General features: G+C 38.2%; 12 protein-coding genes. 6 read left to right on the top strand and 6 right to left on the bottom strand.

All coding sequences use genetic code 11. The features are described from left to right. Window positions 1–60 precede the first annotated feature (60 nt). Complete coding sequence (locus ACZ47N_RS12545; protein ID WP_464886888.1) at window positions 61–486, bottom strand: acyl-CoA thioesterase; 426 nt, start codon at window positions 484–486, stop codon at window positions 61–63. A gap of 119 nt (window positions 487–605) precedes the next feature. Beyond that, a complete protein-coding gene (locus tag ACZ47N_RS12540; protein WP_464886887.1) occupies window positions 606–2,612 on the bottom strand; it encodes a methyl-accepting chemotaxis protein in 2,007 nt (668 codons plus the stop codon). 241 nt (window positions 2,613–2,853) lie between these two features. Between ACZ47N_RS12540 and ACZ47N_RS12535 the strand changes: the two genes are divergently transcribed. The 3 genes from ACZ47N_RS12535 (at window position 2,854) to ACZ47N_RS12525 (ending at window position 5,268) form a co-directional block, all read left to right on the top strand. Continuing rightward, window positions 2,854–4,206 (top strand): deoxyribodipyrimidine photo-lyase, encoded by a 1,353-nt coding sequence (locus ACZ47N_RS12535; RefSeq protein WP_464886886.1) that lies wholly within the window; start codon window positions 2,854–2,856, stop codon window positions 4,204–4,206. A gap of 154 nt (window positions 4,207–4,360) precedes the next feature. Beyond that, window positions 4,361–4,789 (top strand): nucleoside recognition domain-containing protein, encoded by a 429-nt coding sequence (locus ACZ47N_RS12530; protein WP_464886885.1) that lies wholly within the window; start codon window positions 4,361–4,363, stop codon window positions 4,787–4,789. A 2-nt stretch (window positions 4,790–4,791) separates the two neighbouring features. Beyond that, window positions 4,792–5,268: a nucleoside recognition domain-containing protein gene (locus tag ACZ47N_RS12525; RefSeq protein WP_464886884.1), complete on the top strand. Its 477-nt coding sequence runs from the start codon at window positions 4,792–4,794 to the stop codon at window positions 5,266–5,268. On the opposite strand, the gene ACZ47N_RS12520 is transcribed toward ACZ47N_RS12525, so the two are convergent. Next, a complete protein-coding gene (locus tag ACZ47N_RS12520) occupies window positions 5,253–7,853 on the bottom strand; it encodes a PAS domain S-box protein (RefSeq protein ID WP_464886883.1) in 2,601 nt (866 codons plus the stop codon). The two genes, ACZ47N_RS12525 and ACZ47N_RS12520, sit on opposite strands and share 16 nt — an antisense overlap. Window positions 7,854–8,094: 241 nt before the next feature. Between ACZ47N_RS12520 and ACZ47N_RS12515 the strand changes: the two genes are divergently transcribed. Beyond that, complete coding sequence (locus ACZ47N_RS12515; RefSeq protein ID WP_464886882.1) at window positions 8,095–9,651, top strand: ABC-F family ATP-binding cassette domain-containing protein; 1,557 nt, start codon at window positions 8,095–8,097, stop codon at window positions 9,649–9,651. Here the strand turns inward: ACZ47N_RS12515 and ACZ47N_RS12510 are convergent. Next, entirely contained in the window at window positions 9,648–12,761 is a 3,114-nt protein-coding gene (locus ACZ47N_RS12510) for an SbcC/MukB-like Walker B domain-containing protein (protein ID WP_464886881.1), read from the bottom strand. The two genes, ACZ47N_RS12515 and ACZ47N_RS12510, sit on opposite strands and share 4 nt — an antisense overlap. Beyond that, window positions 12,758–13,921: an exonuclease SbcCD subunit D gene (locus ACZ47N_RS12505; RefSeq protein WP_464886880.1), complete on the bottom strand. Its 1,164-nt coding sequence runs from the start codon at window positions 13,919–13,921 to the stop codon at window positions 12,758–12,760. Before ACZ47N_RS12505 ends, ACZ47N_RS12510 begins: the two co-directional genes overlap by 4 nt. Window positions 13,922–14,090: 169 nt before the next feature. On the opposite strand from ACZ47N_RS12505, the gene ACZ47N_RS12500 reads away from it, so the two are divergent. After that, window positions 14,091–15,827 (top strand): choline/carnitine O-acyltransferase, encoded by a 1,737-nt coding sequence (locus ACZ47N_RS12500; protein WP_464886879.1) that lies wholly within the window; start codon window positions 14,091–14,093, stop codon window positions 15,825–15,827. 34 nt (window positions 15,828–15,861) lie between these two features. Here the strand turns inward: ACZ47N_RS12500 and ACZ47N_RS12495 are convergent, their stop codons facing one another. After that, window positions 15,862–18,216 (bottom strand): EAL domain-containing protein, encoded by a 2,355-nt coding sequence (locus ACZ47N_RS12495; protein WP_464886878.1) that lies wholly within the window; start codon window positions 18,214–18,216, stop codon window positions 15,862–15,864. 280 nt (window positions 18,217–18,496) lie between these two features. Here ACZ47N_RS12495 and ACZ47N_RS12490 point away from each other — a divergent pair, with 280 nt between their 5' ends. After that, entirely contained in the window at window positions 18,497–19,675 is a 1,179-nt protein-coding gene (locus tag ACZ47N_RS12490) for a class I SAM-dependent methyltransferase (RefSeq protein ID WP_464886877.1), read from the top strand. The last annotated feature ends 77 nt before the right edge of the window (window positions 19,676–19,752 follow it).

The following is a 19,752-nucleotide window of genomic DNA, read 5'->3' as shown; positions in this document are numbered from 1 at the left end:
GTTTTGTCTTGTTTTTCGGACAGTGTCTTTAATTTCGGACACCATCGCTTTTTCGAGACACTATTTATTTTTCATTTCTTCAAAAATACGAATTTTTTCTGCTACAAATTCTGGAATAGCACAAGATTTATCTGCTTTTATATTATAACTGACATGTACCATCTCCGCTTCTAAAAGAATATCTTCAGCATTTTCTCTGCATATCATAAATCTTATTAAGAGGCTTTTGTTGCCAATTTTTTCAACACGGACATAGATGTCTAATACTTCGTCATAACGAGCTGGCTTTCTATATTCCATGGTCACTTTAGCAATAACAGAGTCAAATTCATTGTTTTTAATGAGTTCACTATAATTAAGACCAATATTTCTTAAATACTCTACCCATGCCATATCTAAATATGTAAGGTAATTGGCATTAAAAACAATTTGCTGCATATCAACCTCTGGATACCTTACCCTGATTTTATGTCTAAACCGAAACATATGCATAGCCTCCTAAGGAATTAACCAATTTTTTTATTCCTAGAATAAGTCAAAGGATCCACGTTGAATCTTCACTTTTCCTCAGTGTATTCGAGAATATGAGCCACCATGACCACTATTTAGTATTTGAACTGAGAAATAGTTGCTTGCATCTCTTCTGAAAGCTTGGCTAAAGCTTCACTGGATCGTGCAATTTCCTCCATTCCCGCAGTTTGCTCTTCTACCGATGCAGAAGCTTCCTGAGTACCCGCAGCATTTTCTTCAGAAATAGCCGATAAGTTTTCCATGACGCCAACAATTTCTTCTTTTTTGCTGTTTATTTCAGTTCCAGATTCATTCAACTGATGGATCATCTTTTCTACCTGTATAATAGCATTATTTATTCTTTCAAATTTATCCTGGGTATCCTCTATTCCTTTTGCCTGTTCTCCATCAATAGACTCTATTTCATCCATTGTTTTAACAGCACCTTCAGTCCTGCTGTTTAAATCGATAATCACCTTTTCTATTTCCGCTGTAAATCTACCTGTTTCTTCTGCCAACTTTCGAATTTCTTCTGCCACCACTGCAAATCCACGACCTGCTTCACCTGCCCTTGCTGATTCTATAGCTGCATTTAACGCCAATAAATTGGTTTGTTCAGCAATACTTTGAATCATTCCACTTGCACTTTGAATCTGTTTAGCACTATTATTAACCTCTAGAATCGTATCTCCAATTTCTATAGTAGCCGTTGAACTTGCTTTGTATTTTTCAATGGTGAAATGAAGTGAACTTGTTCCTTGTTCTTTTGCGTCTCTCATTTCTTTTGCTGACCGATTAAGCCCTTCCATCGCTTTACGATTCTCCATAATAAGATGACCCATTTGATTAACGCTCATAACGCCTGACTCTGTATCTTTAGCCTGATCAGAAGCTCCTTGGGCTATTTCTTCAATAGTCTTAGCTACTTCATTGGCAGCCGCCGTGGATTGATGGGCTGTTGCTGTAAGCTCCTCTGATGAAGAAGCAACATTTTCAGCACTTTCAGAAATTTTTTGGATAAGATTGATGAAATTTTGTTGCATGATTAACATCGAATTGGTAATGGTTCCTATTTCATCTTTGCGTTTCAGGTAGGCAGATGCCTTGCTACTCTCATCAAAAGAAAGATCATAGTTTGAAAGCTTTTCTAAGATACATGACAATTCATTAATTGGCCTCGAAATTGAATTCGCAAGCATACGAGAAGCAACTATCCCTACAATCAGAATCAAAGTAGCTCCCATTATCATATAACGTATTAAGCGATTCAATCCAACCAAAGCTTCCGATTCCATTGCATTAATGATAAGATACCAGTTAGTACCTTCTACTTCTGTATAACCAGTATGTAGATTTTCTCCATTGATCGTATACGCTCCTACACCTATGCCATCCGCAAGAACATCTTGAAAACTACCAGCAAGCACTTGATAGGAATCGTCTTCTTTAGCTCTCTCCATCGGATTAAATTGTTCCATTACCATATTGCGATCGTCATGAGCTACAATGGTTCCTGCATCGTTAATCATATACGCATAGCCCTGCTCTCCGTAACCCAACCCCCCAGTTATTTCACTTAAAAAATTACCATCTCGCCGACCAATCATAACCCCTACAATCCTACTATGTGCATCATCCGCATAAATTGGCACTGCATACATCAGCACTGCACTGTTAGTAACACGGCTGATAATCACATCCGACACATTTGGTTCACCGTTAAAAGCTCTTTTCACATATCCACGATCACCCAACTCCGCCTCATCGCCACTCGATACATAATTGGTGTTTCCATCTGGTGATACAATCCCTATGTCCATATAGCCCAATCTTTCTACGGCTCTTCTAAGATCCCTTTGCTGTAACTCAAAATCCATCGTCTGAACGTCTGACCGATTGGCTGCTTCTTGAAAAGTTGCCAACTGTTCTTCCACTACATCTGCAATTAACTTAGACCCATCCTGAGCCTGTTGAGCCAATGCATGATCTACTTGCCCTCGAATGCTCGCTCCACTTAATGTAATTGATACAAGGCCTAAAGATACAGCGACTAGGATTACAATCATACTCACATGCAAGGTCATTCTTTTTGATAAATTCATAACAAACCCTCCCACATAAAAATAGTTTCTTTGCTTCTTTCAACTACTGGTCCATGGAGAGCGACTCTATTTTGGTCGTTGATTAAAGACACCCCTCATTTTATACTAGCATTTATATTAAGTATATTCCGACTTTTTACCCGAATTGCATTTTTAATACCTTTAAATTTTAATCCTTCCCATCTCCTTCCCGATTGGATACAATAGAATAAAGTGATGCTCCATATAAGGAGGAATACAGATGAATCCTAAAAGAATCCGTGTATATCGTGAACACAAGTTGCCACAAGGTCCTGTTGTATATTGGATGAGCAGAGACCAGCGAGTATATGATCACTGGGGCCTTCTATTCGCACAAAAACTTGCTTTACAACAACAAGTGCCTTTGTGCGTGGTCTTTTCCTTGGCTCCAAGTTTTTTAGGCGCCACTTTAAGGCAATATGATTTTATGCTGAAGGGATTGGAGGAAGTGGAAAATACACTTCTTACTTTTAAAATACCATTTATCATGTTGAATGGATCAGCCGATCAAACCTTACCCTCTTTTTTGAAAGAAAACGAAGCATCCTCGCTGATTATAGATTTTAATCCCCTTAAAATTCACCAACGATGGTTGGATACCCTAAAGAAAAATGTGTCGGTTCCCATCTACCAAGTGGATGCTCACAATATTGTACCTTGCTGGATAGCTTCACCCAAACAAGAATATGCCGCCTATACCCTTCGCCCTAAAATTAATCGCCTCCTCCCAGAGTTTCTTGAACCCTTTACAGATTTAGAAGTCCACCCTTATCCTTGGACAGGAAATATAACTTCTACAAACTGGCTAGCACTAAGGCAAAATTTAAAAATAGATCGAACCGTACCACCTGTAACATGGCTAACACCAGGCGAAAAAGCCGGCAAAGAAATGTTGATGGATTTTCTTCAGAATAAATTTGCCTACTATGATTCAAATCGAAATGATCCTTTGAAAAATGTCATTTCCAATCTTTCCCCTTATCTTCATTTTGGTCAGCTTTCTCCTCAAGGAGTGGCACTTGCTATTCAGAAGCAAGTGGGAAATCAAGCTTCCAAAAACAGTTTTTTAGAAGAACTGATCATCCGAAGAGAACTATCTGAAAATTTCTGTTTTTACAATCCATCTTATGATAAATCACATAGTTTCCCAAATTGGGCTAAACAATCCCTTGCTGCTCACCTTCAAGATAAGCGAGAATACCACTACCCTTTGGAAAAACTGGAAAACGCTAGTACCCACGATGACCTATGGAACGCATGTCAGCTAGATATGAGTAAAAATGGAAAACTTCACGGCTATTTACGTATGTACTGGGCAAAAAAAATACTGGAATGGAGTCATTCTCCTGAAGAAGCTCAACATCACGCTATTTACTTGAACGATAAATACTTCTTGGACGGGCGTGATCCCAATGGCTATGCTGGCATCGCTTGGAGCATTGGCGGTGTTCACGACAGAGCTTGGTTTGAGCGGCCAGTCTTTGGAAAGATTCGCTATATGAATAAAAATGGATGTAAAAGAAAGTTTGATGTAAACGCCTATATTTCTTTGATTGCTAAAAATGATCTTTAGATTCTTCCTCCCTCTACTTTTTAATTCTACGTTGCTTCGAGTTGGCTTTAGCCTCCTATTCCCAGCGTGCGTTGACATTCCTTTGCAACATCCGATATAATCATAGATATATACTATATATACTCTGCTCTAATTAATGAAGGAGGAGAACGATTTGCTTTTCCAATCAATTAAGCAAGGTTTTCGAAATGGAATTGATACGATGATCATGTTGGGAAAAATTATTATCCCTGTCTATTTCATCGTCACCATCCTACATCACACACCAATCATCGACCTGATTGCCCGCAGTTTTGAACCGCTTATGAGCTTTTTTAATCTACCAGGAGAAGCCGCTATGATTTTAGTCATGGGGAATCTCTTAAGTCTTTATTCGGGTGTTGGTGCCATCCAAGCTCTTTCTCTCAACCCATTCGAAATTACAATTTTAGCTGTAATGCTAAACTTTTCTCATTCTCTCTTTGTTGAAACAGCCGTGGCAACTCGGCTTAAGGTCAGTGGAACAAAAATAATTATTCTTAGGGTTGGCCTAATGCTGGTCTCCGGACTTATTTTAGGAACCTTTGCAGGAAGGATGATATAAGCATGGATATAACTGCCATTTTAAAAGAAGGCTTCATCGGTAGCCTCTCTTCTGTATTTGATATTGCAAAAGTGGTTTTTCCACTGATGATTGCCATGCAGATCGCTAAAGACTATTATATATTAGATTACTTGAGTAAATTCATGAAACCCATTACCAACTTTCTTGGCATGTCTAAAGAATCTGGATTCCCCCTAATGGTAGGAATTGTTTTTGGATTAGCCTACGGGGCTGGTGTCATTGTTCAAAGTGCAAAAGAAGGGAACCTATCACACCGGGACTTGATTCTTCTTTCGGTTTTTTTAGCCAGCTGCCATGCAGTTTTTGAAGATGTGATTATCTTTGTTGCTATCGGTGCCAATGGCTGGTTAATTCTTGCCTCTCGCATTTTAGCTGGCGTGCTGGTAACTTATGTTGTCTCAAAACGATTAGATCGCATACATACTCTCCATGATCTTATCCCTCAAACAGATGAATAGTGGACACACAAGGCCTCTACCACTTTCGGATCGAAACGCTTGCCTTTTAGTTTCTTTATATGACTCAATGCCTCTTCTTGCTGAATCGCCTTTCTATGGGGCCTATTCCTGGTGATTCCGTCATAAAAATTAGCAACACTAATAATTCGAGCATTCAAGGGGATTTCCTTGCCTTTTAACCCACTAGGATAACCACCACCATCGTAATGCTCGTGATGATGCAACACGTCTTCACCGATATCCAGATAATCCGAGGATGAGCTTAGAATAACATATCCAGTTTCAGAGTGTCGCTGTACTTCTTCTCGCTGATCCATTGTTAGTCGGCATTGACTTTGAAGGAGTTCCTTATCAATGGCAATTTTACCAATATCATGGTAGTAGGATGCTAATCCTAGCTTTTCCAATTGATCTTCCTCGAAACCCAAATTTTTTCCAATTTTGATACAAATATCTGAAACTTCTTCTGCATGGGCCTTTTCATCTGGCAAGGAATCGAATAGAATTTCAAGAATTTTTCGAATCATCTCTCTTCTCAACGTCTTTCGCCCTTCATTCTTTTGGTTGTACATTTTTGTTTCTGCCATTTTTTGCACATCTTCCATTGTTAACTTTTCATTCCACTTTGTATAGTAACCATAAGAAAAAGAAAGAGGAAGTCCCTTAATCCTGGTTTCTTTAGTCTTTACTTTGATTCTTTCAATCATTTTTTCTGTTTCTTTCTCATCTGTTTTAGGAAGCAATAACACATACTCATCTCCACCAATTCGAGAGATGATATCATCTACACGAACACTTTCTTTCAAAACCTTTGCCATCTTTACCAAGAGTTCGTCTCCTGCTTGATGCCCAAAAGCATCATTAATAAGCTTAAGTCCATTAGCATCTATCATCATAACCGTCAATGGCCAATTTCGAAAAGTATCCAACCTTTCAATTTCTGTTTCTAAAAAGTGGCGGTTGTATAGTCCTGTTAATTGGTCATGAAAACTTAGATATCGAATTTTTTCTTCGGCTTTTTTGATATGTGTGATATCTATATCCATTCCACGAAATATTTTTGCCTTTCCATGTTTATCCATCATGCTGAATCCATTAGTGGTGACCCAAACTGCTTCTCCATTTTTTTTCTGTAATTTATGCTCAAAATCAGAAACTATTTTCCCCTCCGCAATGACCGATTCTCCAAATTCTTTTAAGGCCCTGCGGTTTTCCAATGAACAAATATCATAAAAATAGTGCTTTCCTACCAGCTCATCTGGCTCATATCCCAGAATGGCTTTTGCAGAAGGGCTGACATAAGTATACATCCCTGTATGATCTAGCTCGAAGGCTACTGCTTTGCTTTTTTCCGATAGCTCTTCATATCGTTGTTCACTTTCTTTTAAAGCCTCTTCCAATTGCAAGGTATCCGTAATATCTTCAAAGGTTCCCAACATACCAAACACTTTCGACGTTTGATCATAAAGAGGTATTTTACTCGTACGTACATAGCGCAACTCTCCATGTTGGTTGATTACTTTTTCAATATAGTTAATTTTTTCTTTTCCCTGCACCATCACATCTAAATCATCTTCTCTGTAGGTTTCTGCAAAGTCTTTCCAACTCATATCATAATCCGTTTTACCAACTACTTTATCTGGCACACCCCAACCTGAGTCCCTTGCAAAATGGCTGTTACATCCAAGATATTCTAAGTTTAGATCTTTCCAAAAAATACGCATTGGAATATTATTGATTACTTTTAATAATAGATTTTCTGAAGCGATTCGCTTTCGTTGGTTCTCAATGCGTTCCGTAATATCAGCAGCTGAACCAACAATAAAAGCAGTTTTATCATCTCTTATAATAGGTGTTAATGTGGTAGTCCAGATTCGAATGCCACCAGGCAAATCCAATTCTTCTTCATAGGTAATACTGGTTTTGTATTCCACACATTTTTGATAATTTATAGATATTAAGTCTCCTGTTTCCTTGCCTAGTAATTCTTGAGGCGTTTTGTGCTGTATCTGTTTCAGACTAATGCCAGTCTTAGTCTGGTGCGCTATATTATTTCGAAGAAATCGGAATTCATATGGCCCCAACACTTCAAGCAAAAAAAGCGCATCTTGCGTTCCATTAAAGACTTTTTCATATTCTTTGGACAATCGAGTTTTTTCATTTTCAACCTCTTTTAGTCTGGTAATATCTATATGCGATCCTAATAATCGGATAGGCTTTCCTGCTTTGTCACGAATAGCCAACCCACGACAACGTATCCAAACCGTAGACCCACTTTTGTGTCGATACCGGACGATTTGATCAAATGGATAAGAGGCGTCTTCATAGTGTTTTTCTAAATTTTCCTCGACTTTTTCTAAATCTTCCTGAAAGATGAGGTCTTGCCATTCACTGGATAAATGCTTTTTTTCCCTAGGATTATAGCCTAGCGTTTCCCAAAACTTTGGACTCATCCATTCATTTTCAGGTCTTTCTAAATCCCAGTACCAAATTCCGTCCAAAGATCCCGACTGAATAAAATCAAAAAGACTTGAATCAGATCTAATTTTTTTATAAAGCTCTTTTTCTAAATAATTTTTATTCACCATAAACCATCCTCAAAACATATATTTGTAAAGTTCATAACATAAGATTATTATATCATAGCCTGAATGATCCTATACATGAAATCATAAATCGATCTCTATCATACTGGTTAAGACACCAATTCTCTTAGGAACAAAAACCATTTTCTCTTTATCCCCTTGAAATGCCATGAATTATGGTATAATAACTTTGGTTTATATGAGATCAACTGACTTTAACTAAGATGAAGGAGCGTAAATAATGAGTTTGTTAACAGTAAAAAATCTAAGCCATGGTTTTGGTGACAGAGCCATTTTTGACGATGTATCATTTCGTCTATTGAAGGGTGAACATATTGGACTGATTGGTGCCAATGGTGAGGGTAAATCAAGCTTTATGAATATGATCACAGGAAAACTAGAACCAGACAACGGCACCATTCACTGGGCTAAACGGGTTCGTGTGGGATATCTGGATCAACACACAGAACTGGATAAAAATATGACTATGCGAGATGCCTTAAAAGGTGCTTTTCAATATTTATTTGATCTGGAATCTGAAGTGAATCACTTATATGAACAAATGGGAGATGCTTCGGATGAAGAATTAAAGACTATGTTGGAAGAAGTTGGTACCCTACAGGATTTGCTGGATCAAAATGATTTTTATATCATCGATTCAAAAGTGGAAGAAGTGGCTCAAGGTCTGGGCTTAACAGAAATTGGATTAGAGAAAATAGTAGATGATCTTAGTGGTGGACAACGAACAAAAATCCTACTGGCTAAGCTGCTTTTGGAAAAACCTGAAATCCTTCTTTTAGATGAACCTACCAATTATCTAGATGAAGCACATATCGAGTGGCTTCGGCGTTATTTACAAGGCTACGAAAACGCCTTTATCCTAATTTCTCATGATATTCCTTTTCTAGACAGCGTGGTAAATGTAATTTATCATATGGAAAATCAAAAAATGGAGCGCTATCCTGGCAGCTACGATCAATTTTTGCAAATTCATCAGGCTAAAAAAGAACAATTAAACGCAGCCTACAAGAAACAACAACAAGAAATCAGCACCTTAAAAGATTTTGTTGCACGCAATAAGGCTAGAGTTGCCACCCGTAACATGGCCATGTCTCGCCAGAAAAAACTGGACAAGATGGATGTCATACAGCTAGCACAAGAGAAACCTAAGCCAGAGTTTCACTTCTTAACAGCTCGAACACCAGGCAAACTCATTTTCAAAGCCCAGGATCTAGTTATAGGCTATGATGAACCTCTTACAAGACCTCTAAACCTAACCCTAGAACGAAACCACAAAGTTGCCTTGGTAGGGGCTAATGGCCTTGGTAAAACAACACTATTGCGCAGCCTACTAGGGGAAATCAAGCCTGTTGAAGGAATAGTGGAAGAAGGCGATTTTCTTAGCATTGGATATTTTGAACAAGAAATAAAAGAAGCTAACACCAATACCTGCATCGAAGAAGTTTGGCAAGTGTTTCCAAGCCTTAACCAACGGGAAGTTAGAAGCGCTCTGGCAAAATGCGGTCTCACCACCAAGCATATTGAAAGTCAAGTTCGAGTATTAAGTGGAGGTGAGCAGGCCAAGGTTCGTCTTTGCAAGCTAATGAACAAAGAAACCAATATATTAGTGTTAGACGAACCCACCAACCATCTAGATGTGGATGCCAAAGAAGAATTAAAGCGTGCCCTTCAAGCCTATAAAGGAACCATCCTTCTCATCAGCCATGAGCCAGAATTTTATCAAGATGTAGTGACAGAAATTTGGAATTGTGAAGATTGGACAACAAAGGTAGTTTAATTGATACGAACATTTGTAGTACTCGTTCCATCTGGTCTTTTATGAACTTCTAGGACTGCCGGCAGCTGTTCCCGTATTTCTCCTACATGGGAAATCACACCAATCACCCTGCCGGTTTCCTGAATTCTATTCAGCATTTGAATGGCACGTGGCAATGATTCATGAGAATCCAGAGATCCGAACCCTTCATCAATAAACATCGTCTTCATCTCCGTTCCACCGCTTTCACTCTGAATAACATCAAAAAGACCCAAAGCCAGGCATAATGAAGCGTTGAATTTCTCGCCACCAGAAAGAGTTCGAACACTACGATTCTGTTCATTAAAAGAGTCTATCACTGCTATCCCTAAACCACTGCGTCCTCCGTGCTTTTCTTTTTCTTCATCCGTAACCAATTGATACCGCCCCATAGTCAGCTCATCCAAACGTTGGTTAGCTGCCACCAAAACCCTTTGAAAGTAATGCTGTAGTACATAGGTTTCTAGTGCTAGTTTCTGGTCATTTCCTGTCCCATTTGCATTGGCATAAAGATCTGTAATCCGATTCCTATTTTCTTCCACTTTTTTCAGAATTCCCCATTCATTTTCAATGGATTCTGATAGACGTACGCTTTCTTTTACAATTAAACTCCTGTGACCGATTGCCAATTGAAGGGATTTATGTTCTTCTCTAATTTGTTGCCGATGCTGATCCAAGGACCTTAAGTTTGCTTTTTTTACATTCTTTAAATCTACTTCCATTTTTCGAATGGTTTCCTCTGTAAGCTTCCATCGCTCTTGATAATCCTGAAGTTCATCCTGAATTTGTTTGAGTTGCTCCTCTTGCATATGAGCATCGATAAAATCCTCATCCGTATCAAAGCCCTCTTTTTTTCTACTCGCCATCCATTTACACTTGGACTCCTTCATGCATTCTTTTGCTTCCTTGGCATTTTCTTCAGCATTCTTCAAATTAGAGGTAGCTACAACCAATGCTTCCTTGGATGTATTCTTTTTTTCTTCGGTATTTTGGAATGCTGTTTGCCATTTTTCCACTTGGCTTTTCAATGTTTTTATCTTTTTTTCCAGCTCACTTAGTTCCAGTAAATTTGGAGGAACCTCCTCCTCTATGCTCTTTCTTTTTCCCTGATATAAAGCAATCTCCTCTTCCAATTTTTGCACCTTTTTAGAATGGGTTTCTAACTCTCCTATTAGTGCTTTTATTTCTTTTTGATGTTCTTCCATCACTTTTTTGATTGTCTCATTTCTTTTTTTACTGACAACTATCTCTTGCTGGAATTGATAAATCTCGTGGATTTTTTCATTCACCTGTTCTTCTAAAACTTGCAGCTGTTCAGTATCAGCAACTTCTTGTTCAAGGTTTACCAAGGTTTTTTTCAACGCTTTTTCCTTTTCTTCAAGTTTTGTATTGATAGTGGCACATATTTCACCAGCTTCTGACAACTTTATTCTAATAAACTCTAAATCCTCTTTGCCAATCTGGTCTCCAGAAGAAAGTGCTTTCTGAGGATGCTCTGTACTTCCACATACTGGACACATATCTCCTTCTTTTAGACTTTTTGCTAATAAGAAAGCCTGACTTTCCATCCAGGATGTTTCCATCTTGTCAGCCTTTTTTTTGCATTCATGATACTTGTTTTCTGCATCTTTCTTTTTCTCTTGAAGTTTTTTTATTTCTTTCACTCGTATTAATGCTTCTTTTAAATTTTCTTTCTGACGCAGCAATTGATTTTGTTGTTGATATATATCTGTCTCTTTCTCCAATACAGCGGCAATTTTATCCCGCTCTTCAGACAACCGCTCTATAGCATGCTGCTTTTCCTCTAACTCCAGTTTCATTTGTGTATGTTTTTTTTGCATCTTTCCTTTTAATTCTTGATGAAATCGGATTTCTTCCATGACTTCCGTCATTTTTTTTACCTTTGGGAGATATCCATTAAGCCGAATCAACTCTTCCTGCTGTTTTAACATCTCATCTTTTTCTTGTTTCAGTATTTCCCATTGCTTTTCATCTTCTTCCCATTGTTTTTTTGCTTTTTCAAGTAATCCGCTCATCTCCGCAAGGATTTTCTGTTTTTTTTCGTATTCCTGGTGGGTTTCTTGTCGTCGACGATGAAAATAGTCGATTTTTTGTGCCTTTTGTGCTAATGTCAGATTAATTTGTTGATAATCTTTTTCTTTTTTTTCTTGCTTTAATAGTTCCATCATTTGTTGTTGCTTTTCCAGCTCTTCTAATCTTTCATTATCTTGCTTGGCTTTATGATAGTATTCGTCTGCTTTCTTTATTTCTCTTTCCATTTCTGTCAGCTGCTTTTCATCCTTCGTTATGAGCCTTCCCAATGTTTTGATATCTTGATTCAAAGCTTCCAAAACCTGAATAGGATTTCGATCTGGCCTTGCAAAGAGAGCATGTATTTCTAATGCTTCTTCTTTCAGTAATTCATACAAGCTATTTTCATACAATTGAATATTCTGTTGATGAACATGGTAAGCTTTATCCGCCTCTCTTCGCCGCCGATCCAGCTTTTCCGTAAAACGTTGATATAAACTAGTATTGAAAATCTTACGCAAAATCCCCTTTTTATCTTCTGCCTTGGCCAGCAGTAATTTCTCGAATTCACCCTGGGGCAGCATCACAATCTGACGAAACTGATGATCGTCCAAGCCCACCAATTCTATTATTCTTTCATTCATTTCATTCACTTTTCCAGATTCCAGCATGGATTCCCATCGACCTTCTTTATCAGCACCAGAGGAAACCCACCGATGCAATTCATTGGCTCCACCAGTTTTTGTTTTATTGTTTTTTTTAACATGGCCCATCTGACGTCTCGCTCGATATTGTTGATTCCGAAGGCTAAACTCCAGCACTGCTTCCGTATAGGTTTCATCATTAGCATGAACACATCGAATCTCTTCCACATTATTACGATGCTGTCCACTAGCTTTTCCGTATAACGCAAAACAAACCCCATCAAATATGGCAGTTTTTCCAGCTCCTGTATTACCGCTAATGGCAAAAAGTTTCGCTTTATTAAGTTTCTCAAAACATATCGTTTCCTCTTCTTTATATGGCCCCAAGGCACAGACCCTTAGCTGATTTAGAATCATACAGTCTCCACCCTTTCTTCACTAAACAATTCTTCCAGCAACTCTTTCATGATCTCCATGGAAGCTTCATCCAATTCTTGACCTTGAACATAGGTGTAAAAATTTGTAATGATTTCTATGGGAGATTTATGACCTACGTCTTCCCGATTCATCAAGGTTTCAGATAATTCTCTTCTACTATCTACTCGACCCACATGAAGAGCCTTTGGGTATACAGACCGGATTCTTTCCATAGCATCAAGCACCAATCCTGGATCTAATAATTTGATAAACACATAATCTTCCGACTTATCATGTTCTAATATCTCATGAAGATATCCTTCCACGGTCTTAAGATCACGTAATGGTATTGTTGGCACAAAACAGACCTGAACACCCCCGTTTGCATCCAGTTCCACTATTTGAAATCCTTTTTGATGATGTTCTTCACTGATGGAATATTTTAAGGGTGAGCCAGAGTATCGAATTTTAGGATTTGATACCATCATTTCTCGGTGAAGATGCCCTAAGGCCACATAATGAAAAGTATCAAAAATTTCTGATGGAACTTGTTCCATCCCTCCAATAGCCGTCAACTGTCGCTCTGAATCTGAGGTAGGCTCCATTTTAACACCTCCTGGAGTAACAAAAGCATGAGTCACCAGGATTGCACGAAGACTGGAATCAATTTTTTCCTGAATTGTAGTAATCATCAGTTCATAAGCTTCTCTATAGGTAGGAGTTTGATCAAGCTGAAAATAATCTCTCACCAACCCAAGCGTAGCATAAGGCAAAAGAAACACCTGCACTGGACCGTATTCATCTTCTATCATGACTGGTTGAAAAGCTTCTCTCAGGCTTCCAACAATATGATATCCAGTAGCCTGCATCAATCGATTCCCAAAACCTGTTCTCTCAGCACTATCATGATTGCCTGCAATCGCTAAAACTGGGGTTTTTAAATCTATCACCAAACGATGTAATACCTGATCTAGCAATTTAATTGCTTCTGCAGATGGTATTGATTGATCATAAAGATCACCCGCTATTATAACCGCATCTGGTTGCTCTTTTTCTACTATTTCTATCAATTGATTTAGCATATACCGTTGGTCTTCCAATAGGGATTGTTCTTTCAATACTTTTCCTAGATGCCAGTCCGATGTATGAATGAAGCGCATCTTCTTCACCTCCAACTATTTTCAACTCATATTCTCATTATACCTACTGTCCTTCACTTATTCAACGATTGGACCTTCACCCTATTTCCAATTAAACTAAAATAAATTGATAGACTTTTTTGAAAAAGGGTATTTACTACTCACTATCATAAAGATCGGAGGACAACTTATGAATATGTACGCCCATCAGAATGACCTTCCACGATTACCGTTACCAGCTTTAGAAGAAAGTAGTCGAAAACTACTGGAATGGAGTGCTATTTTTCTATCTGAGCAAGAACTCATCCATACCCAAGAGGCTCTTCAAGCGTTCACTGAATCATCAGGACCAGGTCCGACTTTACAAAAAAAGCTAGAACAAATGGCTCAAAATCCTGATATTCCTAACTGGCTTGAAAACTTCTGGGCGGATACTTATCTATGCAACCAATCTCCTTTACCTACCAGTAGCAACGTTACGTTTATCCTCGATAAAAATGAAAGCGTAAAAAATCTATCCACTGCTGAATTTCTTGCCAGCTTGATTTACCAAATCCTACCCTTCCACCAAGAAATTCTTAACAAGTCATTGGCAGTAGATTTTCAAGGAAAATATCCTCTTTGCATGTCACAATATACAACGCTGCTGGCTACTACCAGAATCCCAGGAGTAACTAGGGATTCCCTCCTAACAGACCCTATCTCCCGACACATTATCTTCATACACAAAGGATCTTATCATCGTATCTTTGTACTGAAGGAGAACCGAGAAAAAGTTGATGCATCCACTCTTCTTCATCAATTCCAGAACATTCTCGATGCTCCTAGCCAACAGAAAACCATGGTTCCTGGTGTCCTAACCAGTCTTCCTAGACCTAAATGGTCAGAATTTCGGACCCATTTAATTAATCTAAGTCTCGAAAATAAACATCATTTAGAAGCAATAGAGAGTGCACTGGCTGTTTTCATCGTTGATGATGATTATCCCAAAGACGAATCCCAGCTTTTCAAGGATTTCTTCTTTTCAAACCCTTTCAATCGCTGGTATGACAAATCTCTTCAGTTCATTCTAAACAAAAATGGAGATCTGGGCATTAACTATGAACACTCAGGAGTAGATGGTACTACTTTAGGTCGCCTTGTTGGCTACTTATACAAACATATGGCACCCATAAAAAAAGAAGCTGTCATAAACAATCAAATAACAGCGTCTCATCCCAGTGAACTATCCTTTGTGTTAGATGAAGTGCTGAAAAAAGAAATGCAAGAAGCCCTGAATCTCAATCAACAATCCAATGAAGATTTTGTATTTCAAGTCCTCTCCTTTACAGATTTTGGAAAAGAAAAAATCAAATCTCTAGGCATCAGTCCAGACAGTTTTATTCAGATCGGCATCCAAATGGCTCAACATAAAGCCTTTGGAAAAGCTTTTAATGTTTATGAATCCGTCATGACAAAGCAGTTCCTCCATGGTCGTACCGAAGCCATGAGACCTGTAACCCATGCATCTCTAGAATTTCTTCGCCTCCCCTGCATCGAAACATTAAAAACAGCGTCTTTAAAACACGTGGAGCGGATCAACGAATGCAAAAATGGTCAGGGTATCGATCGCCATTTTTTTGGTCTAAAAAAAATGCATCAACAAATGTTTCCAGAGCAACCACTCCCAGCTATTTTTACCTCTCCAGGCTATCAGGTCATAACAGCTAACACTTATTCCACCAGTACTAGCAGCTCTTTAGGGATGCGCTACGCTGGATACGGTCCTTCAACAAAGGAAGGATTTGCTGTCCGATATCTGATTTTCAACGACAAAATTAACTTTATTGTGTCCAGTCGAAAAAAGAAATCTTCTGTGTTGAAGCAGTACCGTAGGCTTTTAAAGGAATCTCTAAAAGAAATGATAGGAATATTAGAGTCAACATAACGAAAAGGTTATTCATTTCATTTTTTGCATCTAGTCATTTCACAGTAAAATCAACTTCCAAAAGCATTTTTTTCATTTTTTCTGCCGATATTGGAGGACTGAAATAATACCCTTGACCTAAGTGACATTCTTCCTTTTGAACAAATAAAAGTTGTTCTTTTGTTTCTATTCCCTCTGCCACCAAAGAAAGCTCTAGCGTTTTTCCCATTGCAATAATTGTAGAAGCTATATCTCTATTTTGCTTTCCGCAATCTAAGTTCATAATAAAGGAACGATCAATTTTAAGCGTATTCACTGGGAATTGCACCAAATAACTGAGGGACGAATATCCAGTTCCAAAGTCATCGATAGATATGCGAATTCCTTCTTCCTGCAAAATTCGCAGCTTCAACACACTACTTTCCACATCTTGAATCACTGTACTTTCTGTTAATTCAAGCTCTAAAGAACCAGCTGGAATTCCTGTCTTACGAAGTACTTCTTTTACTTCCAGCAGAAATTCGTCGCTACTAAAGTGCTTTGAAGAAACATTGATAGCCATGAGACCTGGCTGTATACCTATTTCACTCCATTTTTGCCTTTGATTACAAGCTTCCATCAGTACCCATTTTCCAATTTTTCGAATCATTCCAGATCTCTCTGCTATGGGAATAAAATGATCAGGTGCCACACGACCATATTCAGGATGATTCCATCGAAGCAACGCTTCCATTCCCTTAACACTGCCGTCTATTAAGGAAATAAGTGGTTGATATTCCAGAAACAACTCATTTTTTTCTATGGATAAAGAGAGATCTGCCTCCAACTGTCGTTGATTCATAATTTGATCCATGGTTCCAGGATCAAATAATTGAATTTGCCTGCCTCCATTTTCTTTTGCGATGTTTTTTGCAAAACCAGCATTTTTAAGAAGCTCCTGTTCTGTATATCCATGATCTGGATAAACAGCAATTCCAACACTAAAAGAAATACGATGCTCTTCTCCATCAAGCCAAAAAGGGTGGTGAATTTCATTTAAAAAAGACTCTGCCACCTTCACTGGCGTTTCTTGGGGGGCATGCTCACTACATAGAATAATAAACTCATCACTAAGCCCTCTATACAGATCACAACCCCGACAAAGATTGATCTTTATTCTCTCTCCAATCATTTTCAAAAGTTTATTCCCTTGATGATAACCATATTTTTCATTCATTCGGCCAAATTTATCTGCTGCAATTACCATAATAGAGTGGCTCTCATTATCATTGAACTGTGTTTTTTCATGTTCAGGAAACTTTTTTTCAATGCTGCGATGATTTGGTAGATCCGTAACTGGATCATAGTAAGTAAGCTCATTGATTTTTTCCATCATTCGATTAAAGCTTTTTCCAGCTTTTTCAATTTCATCTTTATAATGAAAATCAGCTCTAACGGTCAAATCTCCATCTGCAGCTTTTGCAAATAATTTTTCTAATTTAAGCATCGGCCTAGATAAATTTCTCGCAAGAAAAATGGCTGTCAAAGCAGCAAAAACCAGTATCGTGAAAATAATCGGATAAAAATTATTGCGAAAGATGGCCATAGGTTGCATTACATCTACTTCTGCAGCTCCAGCTAAAAGAGTAAACTGTGTATTTGGAACTTTAGCATAGCCCATAAAAAACCCTTCATCTCCCACAGAATAGCTCCCAAATCCATAAGGTTCTCCCATGGCTTGGCGTATAAAGTCACGTCGCTGTTCATATTCAGGAAATGCTCTCGCCTGAGTTTCAAGGGTTTCTCTTTGATAAACGATATCCGGCTTTTGTGGATAAGCTTGAAAGGCTCCAAAATCATTGACAATATATGCAAAGCCTTGAAGTTCCGTTTGGATTTCTTTTACAAGCTCATTGATCATCGAGCCATCATTCCGAAGATACAAAGCTGCTGGTGTACCATCCGATGTTTTTAAAGGAACCTGTATTGACACAAAATAATCACCCGTAATTCGAGATATTAAAACATCTGAAATTGATCGTTGTCCAGTCAGCGCTCGTTGAATATGAGAACGATCTAACAAATTAACTTGTGTTCCATCAGTATATATTGCTTCTCCCTTGGAGTTAATAATTGCAAACTCATCAAAACCTAATCGATCTCTCTCTCGGCGTAAATAGTCTAACTGTTGTTCCGTGGTGCCATTCACAAAAACATCCTGGGCTGCCATAGTTTCTAAAAGGTTCCACTGCATTTCAATGATCAGCGATAGCTTCTCAGCACCTTCTCGAGCCATGACTTCAAGTGTTTTTTGTGTTTCCTGTATCACAACTTGACGATTCACCCTCTGAGCCGATAAACTGGTCGCAAAAGTAATCACAAGACTTATAGTCATCATCAAAATCAAAAGTTTTGTTCGAATACTTGTCATATGCTGCTCATCCCTTTCCCACTATGACGTGTTTGTAGTCTTTGATAACTCTAGTGTATCCTTCTCATTATTTTATTGCAACAAAATAATATCCCCCCTTTCCCTTCTACTCTTTCATTTATGTCTTCCATCCAATTCAATTAAACAACTTCTTTTCAATTTCCTAGCCAATTAAATGAGAATTTTTTAAAATTCAATTCAGAACAGTGTAACTTTTGATAACTTGGGTAGGCAAATAATAAGGGTCTAAACTTATTATTTGTTATAAAGGAGGATATTGATGAAAAAACATTTACTTCAAACATTCTTTAAGACCTTGCATCACATCCCTTTCACCGTAGGCTTTTGGGATGGACAAAAGTGTTCCTATAATAACGGAACTCCTACTTTTTCCATTATCTTTCATCATCCGCTACCGATGTCAACAAATCTAACGGATCCTATTATGGTTTTTGGAGAAGCCTATATGGATGGCTTAATTGATTTCGAAGGTAACTTTGATGATGTAATACGCTTAATGGTTAAGAACGATTTATTGGCACCACTAGGAAACAAAGGAATACTAAACAAAGCAGCGGAAGTCATAGGACAGGTTCATGATACATCAGAAGAAAAAGAGAATATTCAGCATCATTATGATCTTGGCAACGAATTCTTTTCTCAATGGCTGGATCAGTCTATGAGTTATTCTTGCGGCTATTTCAAACACCCAGAAGACAGTCTCTATCAAGCTCAGATTCAAAAAATCGATCATTGTCTGAAGAAACTCCAACTGCAACCAGGCGAAAAACTGCTTGATATTGGAAGCGGATGGGGCTGGTTGTTAATTCATGCCGCCCGAGATTACGGAGTCCATGCTACTGGCGTAACCCTCAGTCAAGAACAATACGAGTCTACACAAAGACGCATTAAAGAGTATCATTTAGAAAATCAGATTTCTGTCCGACTTCAAAATTACATGGATTTAGAAGAAATCAACACTTTTGATAAGGTCGTTAGCATAGGAATGTTTGAACATGTTGGAAAACAAAACCTTCCAATATACATGGAAAAAGTGAAACAACTTTTAAAACCTGGTGGGTTATCACTACTCCACAGCATCATGGGCCCACGTGAAGCACCAGTCAACAGCTGGATACGTCGCTATATTTTTCCGGGTGGATATATTCCTTCTCTCAGAGAAACCATTGGACTACTGCCAGATTATGACTTTCATTTGCTTCATGCTGAAAGCCTCCGTTTGCATTATGCCAAAACCTTGGACCACTGGCTTGAAAATTATCTAAAAGCATGGGACTGGGTAGTCCATAAATACGATGATCGATTTGCCCGAATGTGGAAACTTTATTTAATGGGCTGTGCTGCCAACTTCAGAGCTTCTGGCTTAAATGTTTATCAGCTTACTTTCACAAAAGGTCTTAATAATTCTTTAAACTCCACTTTAGAATCAACACTTTAGAGAGTTTCCTGCAAACCAAAAGCAGTTCCAACAAAGGATACATTCTCCTTTGATGAAACTGCTTTTTACCTTTACTT

Source organism: Tindallia texcoconensis (assembly GCF_055383815.1).
The sequence above is the reverse complement of the archived record's forward strand: the minus strand, read 5'-3'. Positions and strand labels throughout refer to the sequence as shown.

Coding starts and splice junctions, on each gene's coding strand:
- ACZ47N_RS12535 (WP_464886886.1), top strand. CDS start 2,854: ATGAATCCTAAAAGAATCCGTGTATATCGTGAACACAAGTTGCCACAA.
- ACZ47N_RS12525 (WP_464886884.1), top strand. CDS start 4,792: ATGGATATAACTGCCATTTTAAAAGAAGGCTTCATCGGTAGCCTCTCT.
- ACZ47N_RS12495 (WP_464886878.1), bottom strand. CDS start 18,216: ATGACAAGTATTCGAACAAAACTTTTGATTTTGATGATGACTATAAGT.
- ACZ47N_RS12515 (WP_464886882.1), top strand. CDS start 8,095: ATGAGTTTGTTAACAGTAAAAAATCTAAGCCATGGTTTTGGTGACAGA.
- ACZ47N_RS12510 (WP_464886881.1), bottom strand. CDS start 12,761: ATGATTCTAAATCAGCTAAGGGTCTGTGCCTTGGGGCCATATAAAGAA.
- ACZ47N_RS12500 (WP_464886879.1), top strand. CDS start 14,091: ATGAATATGTACGCCCATCAGAATGACCTTCCACGATTACCGTTACCA.
- ACZ47N_RS12505 (WP_464886880.1), bottom strand. CDS start 13,921: ATGCGCTTCATTCATACATCGGACTGGCATCTAGGAAAAGTATTGAAA.
- ACZ47N_RS12545 (WP_464886888.1), bottom strand. CDS start 486: ATGTTTCGGTTTAGACATAAAATCAGGGTAAGGTATCCAGAGGTTGAT.
- ACZ47N_RS12490 (WP_464886877.1), top strand. CDS start 18,497: ATGAAAAAACATTTACTTCAAACATTCTTTAAGACCTTGCATCACATC.
- ACZ47N_RS12540 (WP_464886887.1), bottom strand. CDS start 2,612: ATGAATTTATCAAAAAGAATGACCTTGCATGTGAGTATGATTGTAATC.